This window comes from Aeromonas sp. 96A (genome assembly GCF_051919165.1).
GTDB lineage: Bacteria > Pseudomonadota > Gammaproteobacteria > Enterobacterales > Aeromonadaceae > Aeromonas > Aeromonas veronii.
On record NZ_JBQBFE010000001.1, the window covers coordinates 970,118 to 993,081 of the forward strand.

Annotated in this window: 20 protein-coding genes; 6 read left to right on the plus strand and 14 right to left on the minus strand. The window is 52.6% G+C overall.

Going from position 1 to position 22,964, the window contains the following annotated elements; all coding sequences use genetic code 11:
- Positions 1-6: 6 nt before the first annotated feature.
- Complete coding sequence (gene ppsA, locus ACTG2W_RS04420; protein ID WP_106842998.1) at positions 7-2,379, minus strand: phosphoenolpyruvate synthase; 2,373 nt, start codon at positions 2,377-2,379, stop codon at positions 7-9.
- A 347-nt stretch (positions 2,380-2,726) separates the two neighbouring features.
- Between ppsA and ppsR the strand changes: the two genes are divergently transcribed.
- Positions 2,727-3,539, plus strand: a complete 813-nt coding sequence (gene ppsR / locus ACTG2W_RS04425) for a posphoenolpyruvate synthetase regulatory kinase/phosphorylase PpsR (protein ID WP_005333888.1) — start codon at positions 2,727-2,729, stop codon at positions 3,537-3,539.
- 239 nt (positions 3,540-3,778) lie between these two features.
- Here the strand turns inward: ppsR and ACTG2W_RS04430 are convergent, their stop codons facing one another.
- On the minus strand, positions 3,779-4,102 hold the full coding sequence (locus ACTG2W_RS04430) for a hypothetical protein (RefSeq protein WP_106842999.1): 324 nt from the start codon (positions 4,100-4,102) through the stop codon (positions 3,779-3,781).
- Between the two features lie 346 nt (positions 4,103-4,448).
- Here ACTG2W_RS04430 and ACTG2W_RS04435 point away from each other — a divergent pair, with 346 nt between their 5' ends.
- Complete coding sequence (locus tag ACTG2W_RS04435) at positions 4,449-5,831, plus strand: amino acid permease (protein ID WP_005352966.1); 1,383 nt, start codon at positions 4,449-4,451, stop codon at positions 5,829-5,831.
- Positions 5,832-5,931: 100 nt separating this feature from the next.
- Here ACTG2W_RS04435 and ACTG2W_RS04440 read toward each other — a convergent pair whose 3' ends face one another.
- Complete coding sequence (locus tag ACTG2W_RS04440; protein ID WP_005344826.1) at positions 5,932-6,258, minus strand: ArsR/SmtB family transcription factor; 327 nt, start codon at positions 6,256-6,258, stop codon at positions 5,932-5,934.
- 106 nt (positions 6,259-6,364) lie between these two features.
- Here ACTG2W_RS04440 and ACTG2W_RS04445 point away from each other — a divergent pair, with 106 nt between their 5' ends.
- Complete coding sequence (locus ACTG2W_RS04445) at positions 6,365-7,435, plus strand: permease (protein WP_106843000.1); 1,071 nt, start codon at positions 6,365-6,367, stop codon at positions 7,433-7,435.
- Between the two features lie 127 nt (positions 7,436-7,562).
- Here ACTG2W_RS04445 and ACTG2W_RS04450 read toward each other — a convergent pair whose 3' ends face one another.
- Entirely contained in the window at positions 7,563-8,273 is a 711-nt protein-coding gene (locus ACTG2W_RS04450; protein ID WP_106843001.1) for an HAD family hydrolase, read from the minus strand.
- A 203-nt stretch (positions 8,274-8,476) separates the two neighbouring features.
- Here ACTG2W_RS04450 and ACTG2W_RS04455 point away from each other — a divergent pair, with 203 nt between their 5' ends.
- Positions 8,477-10,030, plus strand: a complete 1,554-nt coding sequence (locus ACTG2W_RS04455; protein WP_106843002.1) for a methyl-accepting chemotaxis protein — start codon at positions 8,477-8,479, stop codon at positions 10,028-10,030.
- A 521-nt stretch (positions 10,031-10,551) separates the two neighbouring features.
- Here ACTG2W_RS04455 and ACTG2W_RS04460 read toward each other — a convergent pair.
- The gene (locus ACTG2W_RS04460) at positions 10,552-11,184 is read right to left on the minus strand and encodes a tetracycline resistance transcriptional repressor TetR(E) (protein WP_011899269.1); all 633 of its coding nucleotides are present in this window, start codon (positions 11,182-11,184) and stop codon (positions 10,552-10,554) included.
- 80 nt (positions 11,185-11,264) lie between these two features.
- Between ACTG2W_RS04460 and tet(E) the strand changes: the two genes are divergently transcribed.
- Positions 11,265-12,482: a tetracycline efflux MFS transporter Tet(E) gene (tet(E), locus tag ACTG2W_RS04465; RefSeq protein WP_011899270.1), complete on the plus strand. Its 1,218-nt coding sequence runs from the start codon at positions 11,265-11,267 to the stop codon at positions 12,480-12,482.
- A gap of 904 nt (positions 12,483-13,386) precedes the next feature.
- Positions 13,387-13,770 carry an antitoxin Xre/MbcA/ParS toxin-binding domain-containing protein gene (locus ACTG2W_RS04470; protein WP_223945911.1) on the plus strand — a complete coding sequence of 128 codons (384 nt, stop codon included), beginning with the start codon at positions 13,387-13,389 and terminating at the stop codon, positions 13,768-13,770.
- Between the two features lie 133 nt (positions 13,771-13,903).
- On the opposite strand, the gene ACTG2W_RS04475 is transcribed toward ACTG2W_RS04470, so the two are convergent.
- The 9 genes from ACTG2W_RS04475 to ACTG2W_RS04515 all read right to left on the minus strand — a co-directional run bounded on the left by ACTG2W_RS04475 (position 13,904) and on the right by ACTG2W_RS04515 (position 22,949).
- Entirely contained in the window at positions 13,904-14,260 is a 357-nt protein-coding gene (locus ACTG2W_RS04475) for a hypothetical protein (protein ID WP_011899272.1), read from the minus strand.
- 168 nt (positions 14,261-14,428) lie between these two features.
- The gene (locus ACTG2W_RS04480; protein ID WP_011899273.1) at positions 14,429-14,728 is read right to left on the minus strand and encodes a hypothetical protein; all 300 of its coding nucleotides are present in this window, start codon (positions 14,726-14,728) and stop codon (positions 14,429-14,431) included.
- A gap of 54 nt (positions 14,729-14,782) precedes the next feature.
- On the minus strand, positions 14,783-16,399 hold the full coding sequence (locus ACTG2W_RS04485; protein ID WP_011899274.1) for a TnsD family Tn7-like transposition protein: 1,617 nt from the start codon (positions 16,397-16,399) through the stop codon (positions 14,783-14,785).
- Between the two features lie 3 nt (positions 16,400-16,402).
- Positions 16,403-17,362 carry a TniQ family protein gene (locus ACTG2W_RS04490; RefSeq protein WP_042657575.1) on the minus strand — a complete coding sequence of 320 codons (960 nt, stop codon included), beginning with the start codon at positions 17,360-17,362 and terminating at the stop codon, positions 16,403-16,405.
- The gene (locus ACTG2W_RS04495) at positions 17,359-18,798 is read right to left on the minus strand and encodes an AAA family ATPase (RefSeq protein ID WP_011899277.1); all 1,440 of its coding nucleotides are present in this window, start codon (positions 18,796-18,798) and stop codon (positions 17,359-17,361) included. Before ACTG2W_RS04495 ends, ACTG2W_RS04490 begins: the two co-directional genes overlap by 4 nt.
- Before the next feature lie 2 nt (positions 18,799-18,800).
- Complete coding sequence (locus ACTG2W_RS04500) at positions 18,801-20,984, minus strand: hypothetical protein (protein ID WP_011899278.1); 2,184 nt, start codon at positions 20,982-20,984, stop codon at positions 18,801-18,803.
- The gene (locus ACTG2W_RS04505; RefSeq protein WP_011899279.1) at positions 20,974-21,846 is read right to left on the minus strand and encodes a TnsA endonuclease N-terminal domain-containing protein; all 873 of its coding nucleotides are present in this window, start codon (positions 21,844-21,846) and stop codon (positions 20,974-20,976) included. The genes ACTG2W_RS04500 and ACTG2W_RS04505 overlap by 11 nt, the downstream gene beginning before the upstream one ends.
- Before the next feature lie 442 nt (positions 21,847-22,288).
- Positions 22,289-22,600: a M48 metallopeptidase family protein gene (locus tag ACTG2W_RS04510; protein ID WP_011899280.1), complete on the minus strand. Its 312-nt coding sequence runs from the start codon at positions 22,598-22,600 to the stop codon at positions 22,289-22,291.
- Between the two features lie 76 nt (positions 22,601-22,676).
- Entirely contained in the window at positions 22,677-22,949 is a 273-nt protein-coding gene (locus ACTG2W_RS04515) for a DUF5334 family protein (RefSeq protein ID WP_042657574.1), read from the minus strand.
- Positions 22,950-22,964: the final 15 nt, after the last annotated feature.

The following is a 22,964-nucleotide window of genomic DNA, read 5'->3' on the forward strand; positions in this document are numbered from 1 at the left end:
AGTGGCTTACTTGGCACCATGCTGCTCCGCCAGATAGAGCCAGGTATCGACCACGGTATCGGGGTTGAGAGACACCGAATCGATCCCCTGCTCCACCAGCCAGGCGGCGAAGTCCGGATGATCAGATGGGCCCTGACCGCAGATCCCCACGTACTTGCCCGCCTTGCGCGCAGCCTGAATAGCCATCGCCAGCAGCGCCTTGACCGCCTCGTTACGCTCGTCGAACAGATGGGCGATTAGCCCGGAATCCCGATCCAGCCCAAGGGTGAGCTGGGTCATGTCATTGGAGCCGATGGAGAAGCCGTCCACGTGCTCGAGGAACTTGTCTGCCAAGAGGGCGTTGCTTGGGATCTCGCACATCATGATCACCTTGAGCCCCCGCTCGCCGCGGCGCAGACCGTTCTCGGCCAGGATGTCGATCACCTGCTCCGCCTCGCCCACGGTGCGCACGAAGGGGATCATCACCTCGACGTTGGTCAACCCCATCACATCGCGCACCCTCTTGATCGCCTCGCACTCGAGGGCAAAGCAGGGGCGGAAGCTGTCGGCGATGTAGCGGGATGCGCCACGAAAACCGATCATCGGGTTCTCCTCGTGGGGCTCGTAGCCACGACCGCCCACCAGATTGGCGTACTCGTTGGACTTGAAGTCCGACATCCGCACGATCACCCGCTCCGGCCAGAAGGCGGCCCCCAGAGTCGCGATCCCCTCGGTCAGCTTGGCCACATAGAACTCCCGCGGGCTGTCGTAACCGGCGATCATCTTGCCGATGGTGGCCTTGAGCTCTGGGGTTTGCTGGTCAAACTCCAGCAGCGCCTTGGGGTGCACCCCGATCATCCGGTTGATGATGAACTCAAGACGCGCCAGCCCTACCCCGGCATTGGGCAACTGGGCAAAGTCGAAAGCGCGGTCCGGGTTGCCGACGTTCATCATGATCTTGATGGGCAGGCGCGGCATATTGCCCACCTCGGTCACCGCCACATCGAAGTCCAGCTCGCCGTCATAGATAAAACCGGTATCCCCTTCCGCGCAGGAGACGGTGATCCGCTGGCCCGGCTGAATATGATCGGTAGCGTTGCCACAGCCGACCACAGCCGGAATGCCCAGCTCACGGGCGATAATGGCGGCGTGACAGGTGCGCCCCCCCCGGTTGGTGACGATGGCGGAGGCCCGCTTCATGATGGGCTCCCAGTCCGGGTCGGTCATGTCGGTCACCAGCACATCGCCGGGCTGTACTTCGTCCATCTGGCTGATGGATGAGATGACCCGCGCCGGGCCCGCGCCAATCTTGTGACCGATAGCCCGCCCCTCGATCAGCACCTTGCCCGCTTGCTTGAGGGCAAAACGCTCGAGGGTGTTAGCCTCCTGGCGGCTGCGCACGGTTTCCGGGCGTGCCTGCACTATGTAGAGTTGGCCATCCTGACCATCCTTGGCCCACTCGATATCCATCGGGCGGCCATAGTGCTGCTCGATGATGAGGGCCTGTTTCGCCAGCGCCATCACCTCCTCATCGCTGATGCAGAAGCGGCTGCGCTCGGCCTCATTGGTGTCGACAATCTTCACCTGACGGCCGTGACCGGCATCGTCCGAGTAGGTCATCTTGATAAGCTTGGAGCCGAGGGTCTTGCGCACCACCGCCGGGCGGCCCCCCTTGAGAGTCGGCTTGTGCACATAGAATTCATCCGGGTTGACCGCGCCCTGCACCACCATCTCACCAAGACCATGGGCGCCGGTGATAAAGACCACGTCGTTGAAACCGGACTCGGTATCCAGGGTAAACATGACGCCGGAGGCGGCGAGATCGGAACGCACCATCCGCTGTACCCCGGCCGAGAGGGCAACACCCTTGTGGTCGTAGCCCTGATGCACCCGATAGGAGATAGCGCGATCGTTGAACAGGGAAGCAAACACATGCTTGACCGCCTTCATGACGGCATCGATGCCACGTACGTTGAGGAAGGTCTCCTGCTGACCGGCAAAGGAGGCGTCCGGCATATCCTCGGCGGTGGCGGAGGAGCGCACAGCAAACGAGGCCTCGACACCGGCACTCAACTTTTCATAGGCAACCCGGATAGCCTGCTCCAGCTCGGGCTGGAACGGGGCTTCGATCACCCAGTCGCGGATCTGCTGACCGGCCCGGTTGAGGGCGGCGATATCGTCCACGTCGAGATTGTCGAGCAGATGGTGGATCTTGCCGTTGAGGCCGCTTGACTCCAGAAACTCGTTAAACGCAAAGGCGGTGGTGGCAAAGCCCCCCGGCACGGATACGCCGGCGCCAGAGAGGTTGCTGATCATCTCGCCAAGGGATGCGTTCTTGCCGCCAACTCGTTCTACGTCCTGCATTCCGAGTTGTTCGTACCAGAGCACGTACTGTTGCACTTGGATGTCTCCAGGTTGGTGGGCACCGATGCCATAGCACCTCGTGCGCCCGATTTAATCGATGAGGTTATGGGTAAGTCAGGTGCGTTATTGTCTGTTTCTTTTGTTGCCAACGACCATGAAAACGTTTTCTGCTGGTTTTCAAAAAAAACCCCGAGCAAGCATTGGGGATGGTCGAATGACCGGAACATTCTACAATGGCGACACAAAAAGATAACGATTCAGGTTTGCAAGCCACTTCACAACTTGGGCACAGCAGACCGGTTGACAAAACTGGTATGGTTTCGGGAGATACTTCTCACCCCTTACCCTATGCGACCCCACCCGCGGTATCACAGGAGCCCTACGTGCACACCGTATTTTATGTTTCAGACGGCACCGCCATCACCGCCGAAGTGTTCGGTCACGCGGTACTGAGCCAGTTTCCGCTGGCCTTCGAGCAGATCACTATCCCCTTTGTGGAGACACTGGAGAAAGCCCGTCAGGTACGGATGCGGATCGACGAGCAGTTTCGCCAGACCGGGGTACGCCCCATCCTGTTTCACACCATCGTCGACCCGCTGGTACGGGAAGAGGTACTGAAATCGGAAGCGTGCGGCCACGACTTTCTCAATACCTTCGTCAGCCCGCTGGAGCAGGAGCTGGGGGTAAAAGCCGAGCCCCGCCTCCATCGCACCCACGGCATGGAGAATCGCAAGCTCTATGACGATCGCATCGAGGCAGTCAACTTCGCACTGGCCAACGACGATGGCATCACCACCAGGGAGTACGATGAGGCGGACATCATCCTGATCGGGGTCTCCCGCTGCGGCAAGACCCCCACCAGCCTCTATCTGGCGCTGCAGTTCGGCATTCGCGCCGCCAACTACCCCTTTATCGAGCAGGACATGGGGATGCTGGAGCTGCCCGCCCCCCTCAAGGCCAACCGTCACAAGCTGTTTGGCCTCACCATAGCGCCGCAGCGGCTGCACGAGATCCGTAACCAGCGCCGTGCCAACAGCCGCTACTCCTCCATCGAACAGTGCGAGCAGGAGCTGGCCTGCGTGGAGCGACTGTTTCGCCAGGAGGCGATCCGCTTCCTCGATACCAGCTCCCACTCGGTGGAGGAGATCAGCGCCAAGGTCCTCGAGGCGACCGGTCTGCGCCGCCAGCTCTGTTAAGACAGCTTGACAGCTATCGGCATCAACAAAAGATAAAAATTACAGTGTCGCGGCGAAAGTCAGCTGTGGCGAACTGCAATTCACATAGATGACAGTGAAAAGCGTGGATAAAAAAGGGATAAGCACCACAAATGCTTATCCCTCTTCTTGTCGACCTTAGCGTTGTGCCCTTGTCACCCGCTGCCAGTCAGCCGCTATTCGATTCCGTTCTGCTGCGCTTGGCAAACAGCCAGCGTTAACTAACGATTGAGCTCAGGGTTGTTCATCAACCGGGCATAGAAGGCCAGCAAACCGTGGCGCAGGCGAACCCGCTCCGCCAGCCAGCCGCCAACGAGTGCCCCCGTTACCCCACTCACCAGCAACAGCGACTGCCAGTAGTGCAGCAATCCCTGATCACCGAGTAACAGCCAACCCAGCAACATAATCGCGGCCACCAGCAACAACAGCGGACTGGCAGCAATCCCTAACCAGAGCGCCACCAGCACACCCCGGGCAACCCCTTGTTGCAGCACGCTTTCGCGCTCTCTGTACTCCAACTCCCTGTACTCTTGCTTGTTTGGCATCATTTGCATCCATTTGTGGCTTGGCACCACAAAAGCACACCAACAAGACAAAATGTCAATAAAACAGAATTCGATTGCGCAAACATCAACCAAAAACTACCAAGTAGCCTCTTCAAATCATTAAAAAGCTGCCTTTGGTACAAAATACGGCCATTAGAGATGGAAAACAGGTGCATTCATGGCGGATTATCACTATTCTGCTTCAGTTGCCAGCCAATACTAAAAATTGAAAACGGCATGGCGTAACGAAATAAATACAGCTTTCGTCAGGTTTTGGCTACGCACTGCGGCCTGCTCAGGATGAGCCCAACACCGACAGAGACAACAGAGACGTAAGGACAGACCCATGGATTTGAAACAAGACGGTGAGGAGCTGAAGCGCGGCCTTAAAAACCGCCACATTCAGTTGATTGCTTTGGGCGGCGCCATCGGCACCGGCCTCTTTCTGGGCATTGCCCAAACCATCAAGATGGCAGGCCCCTCAGTCCTGCTGGGGTATGCAATCGGCGGCTTTATCGCCTTCCTGATCATGCGCCAGCTCGGTGAAATGGTGGTGGAAGAGCCGGTAGCTGGCTCCTTCAGCCACTTTGCCTACAAATACTGGGGCGAGTTTGCCGGTTTTGCGTCCGGCTGGAACTACTGGGTGCTCTACGTGCTGGTGAGCATGGCCGAGCTGACCGCGGTGGGCATCTATGTCCAGTACTGGTGGCCCGAGATCCCGACCTGGATGTCGGCCGCCTTCTTCTTCGTGCTGATCAACGCCATCAACCTCTCCAACGTCAAAGCGTTTGGCGAGATGGAGTTCTGGTTCGCCATCATCAAGGTGGTCGCCATCATCGGCATGATTGGCTTTGGCGGCTATCTGCTCCTCTCCGGTGCCGGCGGACCCGAGGCAAGCGTCACCAACCTGTGGGCTCAGGGCGGTTTCTTCCCCAACGGCATCAGCGGTCTGGTGATGGCGATGGCAGTGATCATGTTCTCCTTCGGCGGTCTGGAGCTGGTGGGCATTACCGCCGCCGAAGCGGACAACCCCGAGAAGAGCATTCCCAAGGCCACCAATCAGGTGATCTACCGCATCCTCATCTTCTACATCGGCGCCCTGGCTATCCTGATGTCCCTCTACCCCTGGGGTAAAGTGGTGGAAGGCGGCAGCCCGTTCGTGATGATCTTCCACGCTCTGGACAGCAATCTGGTCGCCACCGTACTCAACATCGTGGTACTGACGGCGGCACTGTCGGTCTACAACAGCTGCGTCTACTGCAACAGCCGGATGCTGTTCGGTCTGGCCAAACAGGGCAACGGCCCGAAAGCCCTGCTCAAGACCAACAAGAGCGGCGTGCCGCTGGTTGCTCTCTCGGTCTCGGCCATCGCCACCCTGCTCTGCGTGCTGATCAACTACCTGATGCCGGGCAAGGCGTTCGGCCTGCTGATGGCGCTGGTGGTCTCCGCACTGGTGATCAACTGGGCGATGATCAGCCTCGCGCACCTCAAGTTCCGCAAGGCCAAGGTCGCAGAGGGTGTCCAGCCCAAGTTCAAGGCGTTCTGGTACCCCTTCGGCAACTATCTCTGCCTCGCGTTCATGGCTGGTATCCTGGTGATCATGTATATGACCCCGGATTTCCGCATCTCGGTCGAACTGATCCCAGCCTGGCTGGTGGTGTTGGGCATTGGCTTTGTCATCAAGCGCAAAGGACAAGCCCAAAGCAAGGTCGCAGCCAATCTGGGTTAATGCCCGAATCTAGCGACATCAATGCAAAACGCCGATCACATGATCGGCGTTTTTTTATTGCGCGCAGCGCAACTGACCGCACTACTAGCAGCCATAGCCCTCAGGAAGGCAGCTCTTGCCTTTGATCTTGCCGATGCTCCGGGCTGTTGACGCAACACTCATCGCGGAAAAAAGCGATGATCTCCTCCAACACCGCGTATTGAGAGACGCAAAGCAGGGTGCGACTCTCCCGGTTTTGCTTCACCAGCCCCACCGAGACCAGCGCCGCGATATGGTGGCTGAGGGTGGAAGCGGGGATCGCCAGCTGCTTTTGCAGCTCCCCCACCGGCAGCCCCTGCTCTCCCGCCTTGACCAGATGCTTGAAGATAAACAGCCGGGTCGGATGACCCAGCTCTTTCAATGCCTTGGCGACCTCTTCCAGTTGCATCTCTGCTCCCTCCACGAATGTGATATTTCGATAATACCAGAAATATCTTGACCGGCCATTCATTTCGATTATTTTGGAAATATAGAAACCAAGTAAGGATACGACAATGAATGAGTGGTTAACCATGCTGACCGATGCAGCCCAGATGTTCCTGTTTCTGGCTGTCGAGCTGTCGGTGCTGTTTCTGGTCATTAGCGCCGGGGTCAGCCTGATCCGCCAGAAGATCCCCGACGAGAAGATCCAGCGGATGCTGGGGGCGCGCCATGGCAAGGGCTATCTGCTCTCGGCCCTGCTCGGTGCCGTCACCCCCTTTTGCAGCTGCTCCACCATCCCCATGCTGAGAGGATTGCTCTCGGCCAAGGCTGGCTTTGGCCCCACCCTCACCTTCCTGTTTATCTCGCCACTGCTGAACCCCATCATCGTCGGCTTGATGTGGGCCACCTTTGGCTGGAAAGTGACCCTGCTCTACGCCGTGATCGCCGCCAGCGTCTCCGTCATGGCGAGCATGCTGCTCGACAGATTGGGGTTCGAGCGCCATGTCATCGACCCCAAAGAGGCCACCCCCTCTTGCGGTAGCGGCTGTGGCCCGGCAACCCGCGCCACCACTCAAGCACATTGCAGTGACAACCAACGCAGTGCCATTCGCGCAATCAAACCCCTCAACGGGGCAGCGTGCTGCCCGGCTCCGCAACCAGAGATGGCAGAGCAGGCCGCCCTCTCCTGCTGCGGCGATGGCACTGCAACCCTAGCCAGTGCGCCACAGCTCCCCACCGCCTGGGTCAAAGCTCGCATCGATGCCTGGCAGCAGTTCAAAGCGGTATTGCCCTTCCTGCTGCTGGGGGTGCTCATCGGCTCGTTTATTTACGGTTTTATTCCGGCCGAGTGGATCGCCGCCCATGCCGGCGCCGACAACCCGCTGGCCATCCCCTTCAGTGCCATCGTCGGGATCCCGCTCTACATCCGCGCCGAGGCCGTGATCCCGCTGGCGTCGGTACTGCTGGGCAAAGGGATGGGGATGGGCGCCGTCATGGCGCTGATCATCGGCAGTGCCGGAGCCAGCCTGACCGAGGTGATCCTGCTCAAATCCATGTTCAGAACCCCGATGATTGTGGCCTTCCTTACCGTGATCCTCGGCATGGCGATCCTGATGGGCTACCTGACGCAACTGCTGTTTTAAGTCGCCCATCATTAAACAGACAGGGTGTTAAGCCAGCCGAGTGTGAAACCATCAGGCTTCCCATAGATAAAACGCCGATCAACTGATCGGCGTTTTATCTATTCCGTACGGCAATCTGCAACCGGCGTTACAGATATTGCCCGACGATGGGGAGCAGATCCTCGACGTCACGGGCGATATGGTCGGGTTGGTGTTCCCAGCGCTCCGGGGTCGCGCGGCTATAGGCGACAGCCACCGATATCACACGGCTCTGCTCGCCAAGCGCCCCTTGCAAATGACGGGCAAACTGCACATCCGCTTCATGGTCACCGATATAGATCAGCGACTGGCACTTGGCTGGGCCGAAGATAGACTCCAGACATTTGAGGCCACCGTAAGGATGGGGTTTTTGCTGCTGTCCGGGCACGTCATCATAGCCGACCACAGCCTTGAACAGGCTGTTCACGCCATGCTGCTCCAGTACGCGGCGAATGTTCTTTTGGGAGTTCTGCGAACAAATTCCGTGGGGAATGGCAGAGAAATGGTCAATCACCGCCTCCAGCCCCGCAAAAAAACGCACCTCGGTCCGGTTCATCTCCTGATGCTTGGCCCACAGACTGCCAGCCAGCACCATCTCGTCCCGCGACAAACCGTAGTAATCCATATAGAGCGCCTGCCAGTTCTTGGCGGCGTGATTGGCATGGTGATACTCCGCTTCGCTGCGCAGATAGCGCGGCAGATGTTCTCCGGTCAGATGGGGGGCGACCTCAGCCAGGATCTGCTTGGTGATATCGATATTCTTCGGCACCGAATTGACCAGAGTACCGTCATAATCCCATAAAATCGCATCCAACTTCATTGCGTTACCTGTCTCGCTTCACAGCCATAAGTCACGCCATGTTACTTGGCTTGCCTCCCCTCGCCAAACCGCGCTGTAAAAATGTGAGACCCATCCCGTCCCCACGCAGTAGCACAAGAGTTAATGTGCAACAACACAATAAATGAACATCCTCTGCCATACTCAGACGAAGTATTCCGTTACGCCGAAACCGGAGTCTGATCATGGTAACCAGCTCGCTTCACACCACAGATACCGAGGTTGAATTTGCCGACGATATCCAGTTGGTATCGACGACCGATCTCAAAGGGGACATCACCTACGCCAATCCGGCGTTTTGTCAGGTGGCAGGCTATCGCCTGGAAGAGATGTTGGGGCAGCATCACAATCTGGTGCGCCACCCCGACATGCCCAAGGCAGCATTTGCCGATCTCTGGGCCCACCTGCAGGCGGGTAAACCATGGCGAGGGATGGTAAAAAACCGCTGCAAAGATGGTCGCTATTATTGGGTTGATGCCTATGTCACCCCGATTTATGAAGATGGCAAGATGGTGGGTTACCAATCCGTCCGCTGCCGCCCCGCCGCAGAGCACAAAGCGCGTGCCAGCCAGATGTACAAAACCCTTAAAGCCCGTGAAACCGGCTCTGCCATTCACATGGGCCTGCGTCAACTCACGCCAGCCATGATGACCATCCCCCTGCTGCTCGTCAGCGTGATCAGCGCGCTCTGGCTGCTCTCACCGCTGCAGGCGCTCTGGGTCATCATTCCCCTCTTGGCAACAATCTGGTTCAATCGCCACCCTCTCTTCCTCACGCCGCGATTCTTGCAGCAGCTCGAGCAGGATTACGACAGCATCAGCCGCCTTATCTTCTCGGGGGATGCCCCTCACAGCATCGCCGATTTCCATATCAAGCTCGGGCAAGCGAAGATCCGTACCGTACTCGGCCGGGTGGATGACACCACGGCTTCGCTCAATGCCATGGCCAATGACCTGCGCGGCTCCGCCTCGCTGGCCAGCCAGGATATCTCTTCGCAAGACACGCAGATCCAGCAGATTGCCACCGCCGTCACCCAGATGGCCTCGGCCGCCGAGGAGATCAACCGCAATATTCAAGACAGCAACAGCCAGATTGAAGAGGCCCGCAGCCACTGCATCACCACCAGCACCCAGCTTTCGGAAGCAGGAGAAGAGATGTCGGCGCTGGCCACCCAGGCGGAGCAAGCCTTTCAGTCAGCCGTTGAGCTGGCGAGCGAGTCCGAGCGGATCGGCACCATCATGAGCGAAATTCGCGGCATTGCGGATCAAACCAACCTGCTGGCGCTCAATGCCTCCATCGAAGCTGCACGGGCAGGCGATCAGGGGCGCGGCTTTGCAGTGGTGGCGGACGAGGTTCGCAGTCTGTCGACCAGAACCCATAAGGCGACAGAGCAGATCCAGAACAGCATTGGCCATATCCAGCAAACCCTGGGGGGATGGAAAGAGATGATGCATCTCAATGTGACCAGAACCAACGCCTGCCTCGCCACCACCCGGGCAAGTACCGGCAACCTGAATCAGGTTGTGGTCGAGATAGACAAGGTCTCTGATTTTTCCAACCAGATCACCGCCGCGGCCACCGAGCAACAAGCGGTCATCGAGGAGATAAGTCGCAATATCAACCAGATATCCTCGCTCTCTCACGATAACAGCCTCAAAATCGATCAGGTGAGTGAAACCAGTGCCAACTTGCAGAGCAAAGCGAGCCAGCTCAAGGACTTAAGCCGGACATTCGGATAGCAGCATGCAGATAAAGTCCATGTAAACGAAGGGCCACCCGTCTGGGTGGCCCTGTTGTTTATAAGGCTTAACTGTAGCTCCTAAACTGATCACAACCATTTAAGTTGGAAACTGGCAGATCAAAGTATTCAATGAGTTAACGATACCAAATGTGACATTTAAGTTGGAAACTCAAAAGTAATACTACATCTGCTCCGTGAGCAAACAGGACATTTAAGTTGGAAAACAGGCTCTATTTGACGTGATGGGGAGGGTGCGAACAAATCCTTGACACGAGATCATCAGATTTTCTTAGTACCATGGATGAGAACCAACGTGAGCCATCAACTGACCTTCGCTGACTACGAGTTCAATGGCAAACACCGCCAGACCCGCAAAGAAATCCCCCTTTTGTTCGGATCTCCCTAATTTATCAAAGGCTATGCACATACACATTTTCAAGAATACTTGTCGCGTGAAAAATAAAAATCACTGGCGATAGATTTAAAATTACTACCGTTAGCACTGCCCCATAGACAGCATCATTTATTATTACCCTGGATGGACATATATTTTTCATCTAATTGTGCAGAGAATCCAACTATTAATGATTTCAGCCCGAAATGGAAGGCCGTTTCAGCAGTGGTTCTCGTCTGAACATTAAATGCCTCCTGTAATAATGGTGGCACAGCGTCCATCACTGTATTGTATTCTGTCGGGTTTGTGGCTTGCTCTTCCAATACTGCACCCAGCGTAAAATGGCTGATAGATTGCAGAATGAAAAGAGCCTCCTCGACCGAAAACCCTGCATCGCATAGACAGCGTAGTTGCGCCTCTGCTTGTTCAAACTGGGGGGGCGTAGGAGAGGTCCCTATGTGCAATCGGGCTCCATCACGATGGACCAATAATGCTTTACGGAAACTCAGAGCATTTTCCTGGAGAAACTGCTGCCAACTCTCAGTCGGTAACGGTACTGAACGGGTGTGATGCTTCGCCAGTATTGCCTCTGAAAGCATGTTCATAAGGGTCTGCTTGTTGCGCACGTGCCAATACAGAGTCGGTTGCTCAATTTTGAGGGACTGCGCCAGCTTACGCGTAGTCAGGCCCTCTAGCCCTTCTCTGTCCAGCAGGGTGAGCGCCATTGAAATTACGTCGTCCAAGCTTAGTCGTGCCATCACTATCTCCTTTCGCTGTTGACAATCTATCACTGATAGAGTTACTTTTCAAACCCTATCACCGATAGAGAGCGTTAACTATGAACCGCACTGTGATGATGGCACTGGTCATCATTTTTTTAGATGCCATAGGGATTGGCATAATTATGCCTGTCTTACCGGCGTTATTACGGGAGTTTGTTGGAAAGGCTAATGTTGCGGAGAACTACGGTGTTTTATTGGCGCTGTATGCAATGATGCAAGTGATTTTTGCCCCTCTTCTCGGCCGCTGGTCAGATCGCATAGGTCGTCGCCCTGTATTATTACTTTCACTTTTAGGTGCAACACTGGACTACGCATTAATGGCAACAGCCAGCGTAGTGTGGGTGTTGTATCTGGGACGCTTAATTGCTGGTATTACCGGTGCGACTGGAGCTGTTGCAGCCTCAACAATTGCCGATGTCACACCTGAGGAATCCAGGACACATTGGTTTGGTATGATGGGTGCCTGTTTTGGTGGCGGTATGATTGCTGGACCAGTCATTGGTGGTTTTGCAGGTCAACTTTCGGTACAGGCACCGTTTATGTTCGCTGCTGCCATTAACGGGCTGGCATTTCTGGTCTCCCTATTCATTTTACATGAGACCCATAATGCTAATCAGGTTAGTGACGAGATAAAGAATGAAACAATCAATGAAACCACATCCTCCATACGCGAGATGATCTCCCCATTATCGGGATTGCTAGTTGTCTTTTTCATCATTCAATTGATTGGCCAAATCCCTGCAACATTATGGGTTTTATTCGGAGAAGAGCGCTTCGCATGGGATGGCGTAATGGTCGGTGTTTCATTGGCTGTGTTTGGGCTTACACACGCTCTGTTTCAAGGACTTGCTGCTGGTTTTATCGCTAAACATTTGGGAGAACAGAGAGCTATCGTGGTTGGCATCTTGGCTGATGGCTGTGGCCTACTTTTATTGGCAGTCATTACGCAAAGCTGGATGGTTTGGCCAGTTGTGCTGTTACTCGCTTGTGGTGGCATAACTCTTCCCGCTTTGCAGGGAATTATATCTGTTCGTGTCGGTCAGGTAGCACAGGGACAATTGCAAGGGTTGCTGACCAGTTTGACACACCTCACGGGTGTAATCGGTCCACTTATTTTTGCATTTTTGTATAGTGCAACCCACGAATCTTGGAATGGTTGGGTGTGGATAGTTGGATGCGGATTGTATGTAGTTGCACTGACTATACTGAGGTTTTTCTATCCCGGCAGGGCAGTCCACCCGAAAAATCAGAGCAATTCACAGCCATTTCTTTAAATGGTAATGGTAACTGAATGCCCCCAATTCCTAGACGTGAAACCGACCGTTGCACAGCATCAGAAATTGTGAATGTAACACATTGGACTACTACGAGAACCTACAATGCAAGCCATATTATTTGAGTAGTATTAACGCTACTCCATAACGACTGTCGCCATACTGAAAGTATGGTAAACAGAATAAAGAACTGTCCTCCACAATTGCAAGCCACCATGCCAATCTGTCAGCGCATAATGCCCATTATGTTTAATTGCAGTGTTTGCTTAGCAAAATGGTCACTTCGCAGCCAAATAGTAAATTAGCGCCAGTTTTACACCCTCAGCCGAAGCTAGTCTGGGCCTGATTAGCGTGAAAGTTTATGACAAATCGCTGGTGAGTTTGACTCAGCGAGGAGGCCACTCTGATTTACTCCAAGAAAAGCCATCAAGCGGGTATTTTGATCGGTTTAACTCAATGACCCACCCGCTACCGGCAGACGCGAACGCCAGTTGATAGCCCTGCTCGGGCGAGATGCCAGACGGCAAAGCGGAGACTGAGCGAAAGCTTTCGTCATCAGATGACACCTCTCACCGGTTGACACACGCCTGCGTTGCCGATGCCAGAACCTAATCGGCTCAAAAAGGCCTAGATAATGAGCCGATTAACGTCACTAATCGGCTCATCGCCAAATCAGGTCCTGATTCGTCACAAAAGCGCCAACGCTTTCGTCGACGGCCAACGAAGTGCGCCAAACTAGGTGAGATCCCAATGAACTCTTGAGTGATGGATTACATTGGGCCCGACAACGTTCACGACCATCATCAACAGAGCCCATATGGAGACAACTGGCTACATGAATCGTGCTAACCACGCTCTCACCGCTAGCAGTTCATCTGTGACCGATGTTCTTGCATCCCTCGATATGCCTCGCAATAGGCTGGCGGCTCATCAGCACATTGTTGCCGGAGTCTCCCCTGAGGTCGTCATCAAGTTGGTTGCCCTGCTAGGGTCGGACACTCGTACTGTTTGTGCGATGATCGGCATTCACCGTGATGAGTTGAGTCGCCAAATCAGGCGGGGAGTTCACCTATCTCCCGCTCAGGGAGATCGCCTCTACTGGGTTGTACTAGCGCTGGAGGCTGTCATATCCCTGTACAACGGCGATATTACCAAGTCATTACGATGGCTCACTCGACCAGCCTGGGGATTTGGGGGTGAAAGGCCCGCTGAGGTGCTCACCTCACCGATGGGCGCTCAGGCGGTTATCGACCTTGCAGGAGGAATTGAACACGGCGTCCCTTATTGATTCACCCGTACATGTCATCGTTTATACCAGAACGACCCCTTTCAACCGCTTGCAGCGTGTCGAATCGCCCGCTTAAGCCCAAACGAATCCATTAACATGAATGGCCAGTATTTCCGAAGCTATTTTGACGCAATCAAAACTCAAGGTGACGAAGCTCTTCGTAGTCAAACTGCCCATCCCTGAGGAGATGAATGATGACCTCGCCTTGATCTAGTTCAAGCGCATTTAACATGTTCTCAAGGACCCCGCAGGTATAAAAAGTCATGCCATTTTCCCCATCAAATGGCAGCCAGTAATCATTACCAGATGACTGTTTCCATACTAGAAAGTCACCCTGTCTTGCTATCGTTGATAGGGTTCCAGTTCCGCTGGAAAGTCGCCATCTGTCATCTTGTCGCCAAGATGCAAATATTTTGAATACGCCAACTCGCTCCTCCTTTTCATCTGGTGGGATACGCAATACCACCCACCCCTCTGGTGTAACTTTCATACCACGGCTCCTTTCATAGCGCAGGATAAATTAGGTTCTTGGACAACCTGCTGTGACGGGCAGAATGCAATTATTCCCATGCAACACGAGAGTATCTGTTGTCTGATTGCCGTTGGGCGCAGGCTGGCACGCTCCTGCGTGAGCCGACGGGTCTCAATCGCTTCATCGTTAGATAAGCTCCTGATTTCCTTCAACTCGCCCAAAGTGGTCCGGATCGGCGGGTTGATAGTCTTCCGCGAACAGGTTTTGCAACCGATGAGCCTGCCTCAGGTTTGCCAACGCTTCGAAAAAACAGGTTTCGCAAAGATGCACCTGATATTGCGCACCATCGTGCTGCGAACCATACCCCCAGCGCGCTGCCAGCGTGCCGAACTCCTGCGTACCAATGGTGGTTGTCGTGCTACTGCCACAGACATCGCAGAGAATATCGACGACCTGCGTGGTGGGGACGATGGCTTCGACTTTCATGGCAATACTCCTCGTGTTGACCCCTGACAGCCGTGCCTATATCGACGGCAACCATCAGGGTTTGGCATGCTGGGCTGCGTAAGCAGCGACAAGTCGCACAGCCAGCGCATAGCTGAGCGGTAATCTAGCTTTGTATTTCCTGAGCCAATCCGGTTTGCCAAGCGCACGCTCCAGGGCTGACAATGATCTTGCCTGTGCGGCCAGCTGCCCAAGTCGTGCAGCCAGTTCCAGATCCCGTTGTGCCCAATCCACGCTGGGATGGTGAACAGCCCGTTTGGGAGCGGGCAACTGCTGATACAGCCAGACGCGATCATGCTGATAGAGCCAGCTGAATGCCGTTCGGCACGCCTGCTCGATGACACCGCGACTGGCATGGACATGCTGTGCCAGATATGTCGTCAATGTATCGCGGTGCTCACGCAGCTTGCGCACTCTGCCCAAATGCCGCCGCCAATCAGACAACCCCTGATGGCTCTGAATGATGGCTTCGACCGCACCGACTGAGACGCCATGGCAATGGGCGATCTGCTGTCGGCTTACCCCCATGAACGCCTGCCGCCATATCCCCTGCGCCACTGCCGCAGTGATGCGCTGGATTCGGTGTTCGACGGGGTGGTTGTGTCGCAACGCGAGTTGCTTGATATAACCGACACTGTAACCGGTGTGGCGGGCGATCTGGCGCATGGAGAGCGGCTCTGCCAACCACCTTAGCACTGCTCGCTCGGCGGCTTGCGCGTCACGCGCTGGCGGCACAGGCAACACCTGCTGCGCCTCGATGGAGAAGAACTCCGCTGGGCTGCGACTCACAAACGCCATCAGCATCACATGTTTCAGGTAGTGGTGACTGCGGTCACCGTGCACCAGCCCCGAGACGTATCGATAGTTGGCCAGTCCCGGCGGCACTATCGGCGTTATATCGGCAAACAACCCCTGCCAGAACTCCGTCATGGCCTGCAACAGGGCCTGGCTGCGCAGATGGCCTCGGGCCGTCAGATAGCCCTGTTGCCCGAGCCATCGCTGGTACAGCTCCGCTAGCGACTCCGTTGGTGACTGGACGCACAGATGCCGATGCAGAGCGGTGATATATGCAGAGAGATAGATTTCATGTGCGGATGGTCGTGATGGTTCACAGGGTATCGCGGGATCCGGCAGGAACAATCGGCGGTCGATGCCGCCTGCACCGGCCACCAGGGTATGCAGACGCAGCTGGTGCGTTTCACAGGCGGTGACCCCGTACAGTTGGTGCGCCGTATGCCAGTAGCCGCAACCCACGACCTGTTCATCCCCCCGCAGGCAGGCGGGACACCATTTAAGGCAGACACCGCCAAAATGTAGTTTGCTGGCGGCCTGCCCTGACAGGGCGATGATCCCCCTCCCCTCACCCAGCATGGCGGCCGCTAGGGCGTGGACTTGGGATTGCTCGTCCAGCGCGAAGGCATAGAGCGGGAAGCCCGTGCCATAGTGCAGCAGGTATTGCGGATCCACTCCAGCAGCCTGGGCAGTAACCTCAATATGGCCTGGCAATACCGGATGCAACCGAATGGCAGGACGATGGAACAATCGTTCACAGAAGCGGTTTCGGTCACTGTAGGCAGAATGTACGAAACACTGGCTAACCCAGCTGTAGGCTGATTCGCCAGGAATATAGGTTGGGCTCACTGAGGTCAACACCGCTCACCCCTCAGATCCCAGGAGCCCTACCAGATCGATACCTGCATGCTGCAATAGCAGAAGGTGGGCCAGAGGATGCAACGGATCTCGGGCTGACTGCTCATGATAGCCCCGTGCATTACGCAGTTGGGGGGGTAACTGCCAGCCCTGACCGATCCGTCCAGAGTTGATGAAATACGCAGCCAATGTCTGGGGATCGCTCTGCGCATCCATCTGCTTGAACCACATATTGATCGCTTTAATACTCTTGACCGTGCGCATCGCCTCGCCCGATATCCCCATCGAATCACTCACCAACTGGGTCAGCGAGCGTAGGGTAAGTGCGCTGGCGGAATGGGCCAATACCAGCGACGCTAACTCGATCTCGCGCATCGGCTCGGTAAAATGACCATCATATCCCCCCACCCAGTGGCCGCACTGTGAGCAGAGGTTATCGTAGGGAGGGATGGGTTGTTCCGACAACAGCGTGGCGGTAAAACCACAGCCTGCGCAGCACCCGGACAAGCCGAGTTGATGTCGATGACAATGAAACACCCCTGGCAACTGATGATCCCGGTGGTAATACGGCATGCCATGGATCTCGTGATCTTCTGCGATACAGCCTGCGCACCAGCGCCAGTGTCGGTGCTGTATATTATGTTGGCCGGTCACCCTCAGCCGGAGCGGCGTATGACCCGCCAACGCTGCCACCACGCTCCCTTGCTCGTGCGGAGTCAGGAAGGGGGCTAAATAATTGCCGACAGAGTGATCCTGCCACGCACGTTGAACGTCTCGTGCCCGAAACTGGGTATCGAGGGTAGGATCGTCGGGGTGACATAAACGGTGAGGGCGGATTTGTGGGCTGCTCAGCCCCAACGCCCGGGCCGTTGCTGTAAACGTTCCGTGCGTGCTCAACACATGCATCCGGCCTACCACCGCCCCCAGATGTTCGCCCGGTAGCAACTCCAATCGATGCAGGATCATTTCGGCTTACCTGTATCCAGGTGATACCCAAGCTGGCCTAACAATAATTCCGGCGATAACTGTTCCAATGTTTTCTGTTGTTTTACATCTATTTTCTGCGACTTATTGCTGAGCTTAACATCACCTTGCAGCAGATGAGTTCCAGACTGTGGTTGCACCTGCTGAGCGACCTCATGACCACTCGCCACCGATTCCAGTATGAGCATCGGTGAGAGATCCTCAAATTGGTAATAGGCACCATTACGCAATGCGGTCAGCGCAGGATTGAGTATTCTAAAATCGCGATTAAAGCAGCGATCCAATGCAGCTATCGAGAGATCTTGATCTTGAGGTTTCAAATGGGTCAGATACGAAAGCGTGACCCGCACTAGGCTAGTCGCAATAGCTGGAATACCTGCGCTTAAATAATGAATGTGCTGGCGCAACACGTCTTCCGAGGTTGTCTGGTTTTTCAGCAATCTAGTCTGGCAGATCAGGCGAATAAAGCGGTGCCAAAATGAGCTTTCGAGGTCACAACTCACCAATTGCATAGAACCATTTTTGGTCGCTCGGCGAGTGAGCGTCATCTCGCTTTCAAATAATTTCATCGTGGCCAGCGTCCCGACAAACATCAGTGGTATACCAACTCGATTGAATAATTCCTCCAGAAATTTCATGGTGGTTTTTTCGTTGTTGCTGATCACCTCACTCTTGGCCGACTTGGCCAGATTCTGTGCTTCGTCGAGGATCAACAAACCAACCCCATGGCTGATAAACGCCTTTTGCACCACCGAAATCAATTCATTGACAGATCTACCTCGATGCGCATGACTGTAATCCTCGCCAGTGACTGCATCCAGCGATTCCAACAAGTTCAGTAGTAATGCCTTTTGGCCACGGCGATCATGTACCTCGATATACAGATAGGTCACCTGTATTCTGTTAATAACAAACTCGTTGCCATGGTGATCCGTATAATCACCATGCTCTATCGTCTGTGGGATCTGCCTGCAAATCTGCTTTACCATCGTGGACTTTCCACGTCCACTCAGTCCCAGCAGTAACAGGCTGTATTGAACCGACAACTCCAGTTCCAATACATGTGCAGCCTTCCACGGTTCAGCCTTATCACGATCAATCGCAGCTAATATCCGACGTACATCAGCCCCAACTGGGTTGCGTCGAACATACCCGGCCTCGATCATCCGTCGCATCTGGTCGTATAAACGGTACGCCTCATCTGGAGATGTATAAACCGCCGCCAGTTGGTCAATGGCAGTACGGATAAAATATGAATGTAGCGATTCATCTACCCCGCTAAGATCTAATTCATAGTGAAAAGGAATCTCACAGTTCGCATAAAACTGTGCCGAAGAGAGTGGCATACCTAACCCCTCAATATAGGGATTACCACGATAACTCACATTGGGGTGTGCAAAATATTTCGGTTCCGCCATGGTTACTTTTCCTGAACTGTGAATATTGTTGGATCAGTGAGATCTTGCTGGCCTATCGCCGATAATGGTCGAGGATTTGTATCTAGCTGAGCGACAGGAACCAATTCGGCAACAATGGACTGCCCCTCCCGATGTCGTTGCATGGCAGCATCTATCATTTTGCGATCTTTCATGCCGCCTTGAATGCTTTTGGCATTGCTTTTTATATGCCGCCTGATACTGGCCTGTATTTGTTTATCCTGTTTATCGAACTTTTGTACAAGTGCGACTCGCTCACTGAACTCGCGCTCCTTCATATTTGCGAGACGTTCCTTAGTGATTTCCTGCTGTCGCATGACATTCTCCCAATTATGATTTTTATAGGCCTCACTCCGGTCATTAATATCCAACTGGATAACATCGCCCAATACCGCATCTTTAAGCCATATATAATTGGTGGTGACATCTGAGTAGCGAATTTTAATCTTAAACCTACCAAGATTCCTGGCTTTATCCAGATAGTTCCTACGAACAATTTCATTGCAACTATAGTACAAGCCTCTAAAATAAATGCCCTGTGACATAACCGTTGCCTCAGCCTCGGGCAATAATGCAAAACGCAGCTTATCTGCGGACACTCTGGAACCTATGACAGCTTGCTTTAGCCCCCAATTCCAGACATCACGAGGAGTAAAACCAACACCATCTCGTGACATTTCAAAGTTTTGAGAATTAATACTAGCGCGATTATTATTCAAAAAGAGAATAGTATTTATCAAGCGGTTCATAAAGTCGCTGTAACTATACAATGGTTTACGAGACGGATGTTGGTCCTCTTTTTTCGGCACTTTCATCACTTTTCCTGCATGAGGTGGTATTGCCATTTCTTGCAGTAAATGGAAGCTTTTTTCGACCGTGCCTTTCATATCGCCACGGTGGAGTGCATTTAAATTTGCGGCCTTGATGCCGATTTGGCCTTGCAATATTGCAGTAATATTGTTATCCGAATTTTCAGATCCCCGATCCATCGTTAACTCACGACATACTTCTTGGCAGGGCCATTCAGACTCCTTTATATCAACGCCATACTCCCGACAGAAATCAATTTTATTACTCATGGCATTAAAAAGAGCCTGACTGGCACCATGCCAGCAGGGATTGCCAAATCCCACATGAATTCCAACAATCATGGTACTATACGTATCAACAACCAAATATATTGTAGGTCGTCCAATACTCACTAATTCATCTTGTGAATATTCATCACGAATATAAATGTCGGCAATGGTACTATCTATTTCATACCGATAAGTTGGTCCGCGCAGCCCTTTTTTAGCCACACCAGGTTTAGCCGCATGATCTCGCGCATAATTAATGCTACCAACTCGCTTTTTGATAAATGTTAGTTTATCGATACATTTCATTAATTGTCGTTTGAATGAACGGGGAGAAATCAAGTGATCTTTTGGAAGTAATACTTTCACTGATTCTGATACTTCACCATCTCCAACACTTTTTGGACTCAATTCGACAGATGCATAGGTCATACAATAGTCTAAATATAATTTAGAGAGAACGACTTCCTCTCCAGAGCGAATCGACTTTGAGAATAAATCAATGTTTTTAATGTCCTGCTGGGTAATACCTCGATAAGGATTGCCGTAATTAGTTTCACGTCCTCTTTTTGAGGCCAGACAGATTTTCCCATCGTCCAACTTAATAGTTTTAGTTGGTAGTTGATGATTCAAACCACACTCGTAATATCGTGGCAATAGTGAATTTTTCATCCCTCCACATTTGAAATAGCGATTCAAACAACTGCTTACATATTTTTTACTACGACCTGACTGAATTATGAGTTGTTTCAATATGCCGTTTGATTCACCATATAGATAACGATGTTTAAGATCTGGATCTACTATCAGTGGTTTGATAGTAGCAAGACATTGATCTCTTTTATCAATCCATCTAGGATCAAAAGCTGAATCTGGTTGATAGAATATCTCTGGAAAATCATGATCTGCAATAGAAACCCTAGCAGAATTTATATCAGACTCGACATGTTCCAAAGAAATAAAAAATGGGCGCTTAGGTGAGTCAGTCAACAAATCTGATACAGCTATTAACCTGTTATCCAGACAGATATCAACAATAAGCAACTCGGATTTATTTTTTGTGTTAGATACAATTTTTTGGTTAATTCTCATGAGACCCTCGCAATGCGGGAAGAGGGTGGTATAACTCAATACGCTGTGTCAAATCCATATCAATACGACCGGTATATACTGCATGTTGGAATAAGCAAACAGCATGCCTCTCATCAATGTTCATCTCTTGAGCGACCAGCAAGGCTAACATCCTAAGTGTGGATAAGGGTGCCATAATCATGTGATTTTTAAATTTTAAAACTACATGATCATAAAGATCTGCTGAAACTTGGAGAAGATTTTTTGAATCAAAACACTCCCGCAAGAACTCTACATTGTAGATAAATGTAGCATCAAAATCTTTCTCAGTTACCATCACAAAATCGATATTTTCAGCACGCCAATATTCAAGGGCAATTTTCTCTTTTGCTCGTGTTCGATTAACGACTCGAGGATTGGTGATGGCAGGATCCAGAGCATCGGAATATTTATAGCTGTACGCTGTCAATCGCGCGTTGCCACTATCGGATTGCCTCAACACTAAAAAATCCTGAGTCATGGTTTTGGCTGGAATACGACCACCATGATTGCCCCTCTCTTTGTAATTACCTGGATGGACAATGTTCAGAGAGGCAGCAATTTCTAGAGTTTTATGCAGGGGCAGCGGGTACTGCTCCAGAATATCGATAACCGTTGGGTCATGTTCGAAGTAAAAAAATGGGCGTCGCTCACCACGGCTGAGCAGATGATGCTCACGTTTGGTCTTGTGACTATACACAATCTGACCCTGCCCATGGGTATGGGACTGTCGCACTGTGACCCAGGGCCGATACCCCCAAGCCTGGATGTCTCGGTTGTATCGCTCCGTTTTGGCGATTTCCGCATCTGTGATAATTGGCTGCTTAACCATCTTTTGTTTCATGACCGCTCCTATCTGACTTGCATACAACCTAGTCAGCAGGCAGGGGATCGTCAACAACAAGAATGAACGTAAGATGTTGTTTTATCTTATTTATTTTTATAAATATTAACTGATGATGCTGCTGTGGTGAAAACTCCACACGTATTGAATTTTTATATTTCCCCTTTAAAAACAAAAACTTACCTATATGCGCATAAATACACACAACAGTGCATATTTATTTTTATAAATAATAAGTACAAGTTTTTTATTCCAATTTAGATATAAGAGGACAACTGATATAGAGCATGATTCTGAGGCTATCGATTGTTCTGCACAGAAAAAATGGCCTTTTCGGCCATGAGAGGGATCCTTTGAGGATCAGTAGAAGGCATCAGTACCAAAGAAACAGCCCGGCAAGGGTAACCTGCCGGGCTGTGGGAGTGACTGACGATCAGATAACTCACGCCAACAATCGAGCCGCCATCCCATCCAATCGCTCTTTTGTCTTTTCCCAGCCTGGCATCACTTGGCTCATCAGCCGAAACGACTCGCTGTGGTTGTGCTCGGCAATGTAGCAGAGCTCGTGCAGGATGACGTAATCGATACACTCGCGAGACGCTTTGACGAGGTGTGGGTTAAGCGTGATCCGGCCATGGGGGGAACAGCGCCCCCACAGGGGGATGATGCGAATAAGCCACCAAACACAATGCCATGCCTTTATAACAAGTTGAATTTTAAGGACTAAAAATTTCAATTTTATTGTAGAGGACACTTATTCGCACCCTCCTTAGCTGGTCAGGGCACGGTGCTCAACCGATTAGAGGTATTACCCAAGTGAAACTGCGAAGTCATTCCATTTCAAATGTCCGATATTCACCTGATTCATGATCATATACTTCTACCTCTGCACCACTACCACTAGACTCTACGCTCTCAACATCCGCTGAACGATACTCTCCATAATCATGGTCATAATATTCAATTTCCTCCCCAGCTCTTACTAAATTACCGCTTTCAATCTCAATGTCACTCCCAGAATCATTGTCAACACCTTCCCATGCATAAATATTAGAAGACATTATTGCAGCAAAGAAAGCTAGAGTGATTGTTATTTTTTTCATCTGTAATCCTTTTTA

Bases quoted from the DNA above. Each gene is read 5' to 3' on its own strand.
- ACTG2W_RS04500 (WP_011899278.1), bottom strand. From the start codon at position 20,984: ATGAGAATTAACCAAAAAATTGTATCTAACACAAAAAATAAATCCGAG.
- ACTG2W_RS04430 (WP_106842999.1), bottom strand. From the start codon at position 4,102: ATGCCAAACAAGCAAGAGTACAGGGAGTTGGAGTACAGAGAGCGCGAA.
- ACTG2W_RS04490 (WP_042657575.1), bottom strand. From the start codon at position 17,362: ATGATCCTGCATCGATTGGAGTTGCTACCGGGCGAACATCTGGGGGCG.
- ACTG2W_RS04515 (WP_042657574.1), bottom strand. From the start codon at position 22,949: ATGAAAAAAATAACAATCACTCTAGCTTTCTTTGCTGCAATAATGTCT.
- ACTG2W_RS04435 (WP_005352966.1), top strand. From the start codon at position 4,449: ATGGATTTGAAACAAGACGGTGAGGAGCTGAAGCGCGGCCTTAAAAAC.
- ACTG2W_RS04455 (WP_106843002.1), top strand. From the start codon at position 8,477: ATGGTAACCAGCTCGCTTCACACCACAGATACCGAGGTTGAATTTGCC.
- ACTG2W_RS04450 (WP_106843001.1), bottom strand. From the start codon at position 8,273: ATGAAGTTGGATGCGATTTTATGGGATTATGACGGTACTCTGGTCAAT.
- ACTG2W_RS04460 (WP_011899269.1), bottom strand. From the start codon at position 11,184: ATGGCACGACTAAGCTTGGACGACGTAATTTCAATGGCGCTCACCCTG.
- ACTG2W_RS04475 (WP_011899272.1), bottom strand. From the start codon at position 14,260: ATGAAAGTTACACCAGAGGGGTGGGTGGTATTGCGTATCCCACCAGAT.
- ACTG2W_RS04440 (WP_005344826.1), bottom strand. From the start codon at position 6,258: ATGCAACTGGAAGAGGTCGCCAAGGCATTGAAAGAGCTGGGTCATCCG.
- ACTG2W_RS04445 (WP_106843000.1), top strand. From the start codon at position 6,365: ATGAATGAGTGGTTAACCATGCTGACCGATGCAGCCCAGATGTTCCTG.
- ACTG2W_RS04495 (WP_011899277.1), bottom strand. From the start codon at position 18,798: ATGGCGGAACCGAAATATTTTGCACACCCCAATGTGAGTTATCGTGGT.
- ACTG2W_RS04470 (WP_223945911.1), top strand. From the start codon at position 13,387: ATGCCTCGCAATAGGCTGGCGGCTCATCAGCACATTGTTGCCGGAGTC.
- ACTG2W_RS04480 (WP_011899273.1), bottom strand. From the start codon at position 14,728: ATGAAAGTCGAAGCCATCGTCCCCACCACGCAGGTCGTCGATATTCTC.
- ACTG2W_RS04505 (WP_011899279.1), bottom strand. From the start codon at position 21,846: ATGAAACAAAAGATGGTTAAGCAGCCAATTATCACAGATGCGGAAATC.